This is a genomic window from Bacillus sp. TL12, from assembly GCF_022625245.1.
Lineage (GTDB): Bacteria > Bacillota > Bacilli > Bacillales > Bacillaceae_G > Bacillus_A.
Genome location: NZ_JAJJBY010000099.1, coordinates 1 through 4,374, shown reverse-complemented (window position 1 = coordinate 4,374; position 4,374 = coordinate 1). Strand labels below are relative to the sequence as shown.

Sequence of the window (4,374 nt, the reverse complement as noted above, 5' to 3'; positions counted from 1 at the left end):
GAAACGATTCGGGGATTGAGGGGCCACATATGAAATAATTACCAATTACTATACCCCTTTTTCCTCTATTTCCTTCAGCTTGCGATAAAATGCTGCTTGACTGACCCGTGTAATTGCACAAATCTCCTTTACGGTTTTATCTGTTGTATTTCGTAATTCAATGGCGTGATTCATTCCCGGATGCTTATCTGTATATTTTTTTACCCTTCCACGATATTTACCTTTTTGCTTGGCTAATTTAATCCCCGAACGCTGCTTTTCCTTAATCATTTCTCGATCTAACTCACTAAATGCTGCCATTACAGTCAAAAAGAATTTACCGGTGGGTGTCCTCGTGTCAATTCCTAAGTTTAGAATAACGAAATGAATATTCTTTTCACGAAGTTGTTCAACTAGTTGCAACAACTGAACAGTGTTTCGGCCAAGTCGATCCATTCGAGTCACAACTAAGGTATCACCAGTAGCAATTTTGGAAAGAATTTCGTCCAATTGTTGCTTCTGTTTAGAAACACCACTGATTTTCTCCTTCACAATTTCATCTACTCCAAATTTTGTGAGTTGTTCAATTTGGGTATCAAGATTTTGGTCTTGCGTGCTTACTCGAGCATATCCGTAGATCATTTTCCATCCTCTTTTAATTTGTATTTTTGATAAGTGTTATTGAGAACCTATCAAGCTAATAATATCAAGGAACCAGAATTTTATCAATAGGGTGTACTCTATTGATAAAAAATAGACTGATCGGTTTTTACCGTTCAGTCCATAAATAATTATCTTACTCCAGAAAAGCGCCCGATTGTGGAATATTATAAGTACCTGTCTTGTTAAACTAACGCTACGCGTTAGTTTAAGTACAATTCTTCACAATCTCACTTTCAAGGTAAGAATAAAGATACCCTATTTATTTTTATTTTATAAATGTATCGCACATCCATTCATAAAATTTTTCCTTCTCTTCAAATTGTGGATAATGTGCTGACTGCTCAAAAGCAATAAATTCTTTTTTATTGGCTTCAATCATATCAAAATATTTTTTTGCTGCATTAGATGAAGTCATATAGTCGTATTTACCCATGATAAAATAGCACGGTAATTTAAGTTTTGTTACTAAAGTAGGCAATGGTTTTTTTAATACTTCCTTTATCAAAATGTTTTGCGAATAGGATACCCCATAGTTATAACGGATTACATCTAATAAATTATATTCACTACTGAATAACATACCTATATTATCACCATCAGGGTTTTCAATAAGTCTTGAACCCCCACCATATTTGATAACATAATTTCGTGGAGCAAATGCATCACCATTTTTGATTTTTTCAGTTAACCCTTGTAAATATAAAACATCCTCCGTATTGCCAGCATTTTGGGCCTGATTAATAGAGTAGTTCAAACTGTCAATCTCGCTTTCTACTGTATCACTCATCTGTCCAATACCAACATATGCTTCATATTTTTCAGGAGCTTTATAGGCAGCTTGCATTCCAATATATGTACCATAAGAATGACCAATTAGTATTACCTTTTCTTTACCAAGACGTTCTGTTATATAATCCGTCATAGCCAATAAGTCCTCCACCAGTAAGTCTGATGAAAGATTAGAATAGTCCTCAAAAAAATGATATGATTTTCCACTTGCTCTTTGGTCGTAATTAACAACCGTAAAATTGCTTTCCAATAAGTCTTGGTATTTATCGGCATACGGTATTTCCGAACATCCAGGTCCTCCATGTACAAAAATAATAACTGGGTTATTCTTATCATTGCCGCGTATCATAATTTCATGATTACTTCCATTTATCTTTACTTGTTCTAATGTACTTATATTGCTATCGCCTTTTATATGCGGAGTCCAAGTAGGAAAAAAAAGTGCTATTGCTAGTATTAGTATAATAACTACTCCGAGACATTTTATTAATTTCTTTATATTTTTCATCTAATACCTTTTACTCCTTTCTAAATTCACTTCATATTTCATACTTCTACTCTACAAATGAAAGGTAATATACTCTAGTGCCAGTAAGTCATTAATAAGTCATAACTATTTTTAAATAAAACTACAAATTAATGACCATTGGCTAATATATATTGCTTCTTTAACAATAAGTGCTATTAAGATGTTATTGATGCTCTTTTTTAGCCAAAAAACCCAAATGACATTCCACCGTAATATTTTGTAGATGACAGCCTTCTGAGTTACCTATGGAATAAATAAATTCAAGATAGCGTTCCAGTTCATTGCAAAAAAAGGGTGTAGACAAAGTTGATTTGCTTTATCTACACTCTCTTATTTCAATGTTTCTTATCATCTATAAGGCTCTCTTCTATTGCCTTAATAATAGCAGAAGATCTGTTTTTTACATTTAATTTCGAATAAATGGTAGAAATATAATTTTTCACAGTTCCAATTGAAAGAAACATCTTTTCTGAAATGTCTTTATTGGATAATCCATGAGTTAAACATTTTAAAATTTTTAATTCTTGATTATTTAAATCATATGGATGATTCATAGCGTTATGGTCAAGTTGTTCCGAGTGTTCGTTATTATTTGATTGTATCTGACTAAACACCTCTTTTGCTAATTGTTGGGGAATTAGGGAACCTCCGTGATATACCATTTTAATTCCCTGAACTAAAAATTCAGGATCAACAGCCTTTAATATATAACCCTCTGCACCAGCATTTAAGGCATTTAAAACGTGTGTAACATCTTGAAAAGTAGTAAGTATTATTACTTTTATATTTGGCCATCGCTTTTTAATTTCACCTGTCGCCTTTACACCATCCATCACAGGCATTTGAATATCCATTAAAAGAATATCAAGGTTTTCCCTTTCGCATAAAGCAATTGCCTTTTCTCCATTATCCGCAGTTCCAACGATCTTAATGTCAGAAATGCTTTCAATCACAATTTTTAAGCTTTTTCTTAAAATCTCTTGATCTTCAACTATTGCCGCTTTAATCATTATAATCAAACATCCTTTGCAATAGGTATGTTACACGTTATCCTCATACCATTATTCAATTTAGAATTAAAGTTAACTGTACCCGTTAAGGCTGATATTCGATCTTTCATTGAGCGTAGTCCAAAACCTAAATTTAATTCATTACAACCATTTCCATTATCTTCAATAAGAACAATCAATTCTTCCTGTTTAAAGGAAATATTTACTTTAATAAAAGTTGCCTGACCATGTCTTTTAGCATTTGTAAGTCCTTCTTGTATACTACGAATAATGGTAAACTTTACCCTTTCATTGACTTTGTTCTCGTCCCCTTCGACGTTCAGTTTTATATCCGTTGATGTATGTTTCATAAAATCAGCAATCAATTCTTTCACCGATTCAACCAGCGTTTGCTGATTCATTGGCGACATATGGTGAATTGTTTTTCTCACATCATTCAATCCATTTCGTGCTAAATCTGAAATCTCTTTTATACTTTTTTCTGCTTCTTTTTTATCTGCCTGATATAGAAAAGGAAGGGCATCTAAACTTGTTATGACCGACGTGAAAATATGGCCTACTGTATCATGCAAATCTTGCGAAATTCTATTTCGTTCTTCCTTAATCGTCAGTTCCTCAATTTTTTTTGAGTAATATTCCAAATCCTTATTTTTTTCCTCAATAGAGGCAATTAACTCTTTATTAGCGTTATTGACAATGGTCATCCTTCCTAAAAATAACCCAATACCATAAAAAGTAGTTGTGTCAATAAAAAGTGCAAAAATATCCTTAACAGTGAAGAGATTGCCGGCCAATGTACCAACTAATAAGAAAAATCCTAACCAAATTAATGGCTTAACTTGACAAGCATAAGCAATAGTAAGGATAGGCACAAATAAAAAACTGTAAGTCACTGACATTTCATATTGATTCGATAAGTAAATAAACAGCGAACCCGTTAACAACACCTCGGCTATTAAATAATATTGGAATTTTATAAGCCCAGGCCGATAAAATAGATGAGGTATTATATAAGAACAACTAGCCCATAAAAGTAAAACCCACTTTTCCAAACCTGACGTACTAATGAATATCGAGTAGCCATTAGAAGTAATCCAAATTGTTCGTATGAAAAATAGAAAATAGTCCAACCAATGCCAATTTCTTTGATCCATTACTGCTTTCATACTTTTATCCCCCATCTTCGGTGTCAATACTATCGTTCCTAAAACTGCTCATTTTCGAATCATGCACAGATACAATAAATTGCAATTTTCTTCAATTATACCATTTCTTTCTTCCGCTAAACTGCCAGTTACTTTAAGTACATTTCATCACAATATCTCCCTAATCTTAGCACTGTGTTCCTCAACAATCTGGCCCGATTGCTGAACAAACCATAAATAAATGTCTGTTAATCAACAG

4 protein-coding genes are annotated in these 4,374 nt (G+C 32.9%); all 4 read right to left on the bottom strand.

What is annotated here, in order from left to right; translation table 11 throughout:
• Window positions 1-48: 48 nt before the first annotated feature.
• On the bottom strand, window positions 49-621 hold the full coding sequence (locus tag LOK41_RS27410; RefSeq protein ID WP_017154346.1) for a recombinase family protein: 573 nt from the start codon (window positions 619-621) through the stop codon (window positions 49-51).
• Between the two features lie 286 nt (window positions 622-907).
• Window positions 908-1,939 (bottom strand): alpha/beta hydrolase, encoded by a 1,032-nt coding sequence (locus LOK41_RS27405; protein ID WP_241819266.1) that lies wholly within the window; start codon window positions 1,937-1,939, stop codon window positions 908-910.
• 356 nt (window positions 1,940-2,295) lie between these two features.
• On the bottom strand, window positions 2,296-2,970 hold the full coding sequence (locus tag LOK41_RS27400) for a response regulator transcription factor (RefSeq protein WP_241819265.1): 675 nt from the start codon (window positions 2,968-2,970) through the stop codon (window positions 2,296-2,298).
• A gap of 5 nt (window positions 2,971-2,975) precedes the next feature.
• Window positions 2,976-4,136, bottom strand: coding sequence for a sensor histidine kinase (locus LOK41_RS27395; RefSeq protein ID WP_241819264.1), 1,161 nt, complete (start codon window positions 4,134-4,136; stop codon window positions 2,976-2,978).
• Window positions 4,137-4,374: the final 238 nt, after the last annotated feature.

Bases quoted from the DNA above. Each gene is read 5' to 3' on its own strand.
- LOK41_RS27405 (WP_241819266.1), bottom strand. From the start codon at position 1,939: ATGAAAAATATAAAGAAATTAATAAAATGTCTCGGAGTAGTTATTATA.
- LOK41_RS27400 (WP_241819265.1), bottom strand. From the start codon at position 2,970: ATGATTAAAGCGGCAATAGTTGAAGATCAAGAGATTTTAAGAAAAAGC.
- LOK41_RS27410 (WP_017154346.1), bottom strand. From the start codon at position 621: ATGATCTACGGATATGCTCGAGTAAGCACGCAAGACCAAAATCTTGAT.
- LOK41_RS27395 (WP_241819264.1), bottom strand. From the start codon at position 4,136: ATGAAAGCAGTAATGGATCAAAGAAATTGGCATTGGTTGGACTATTTT.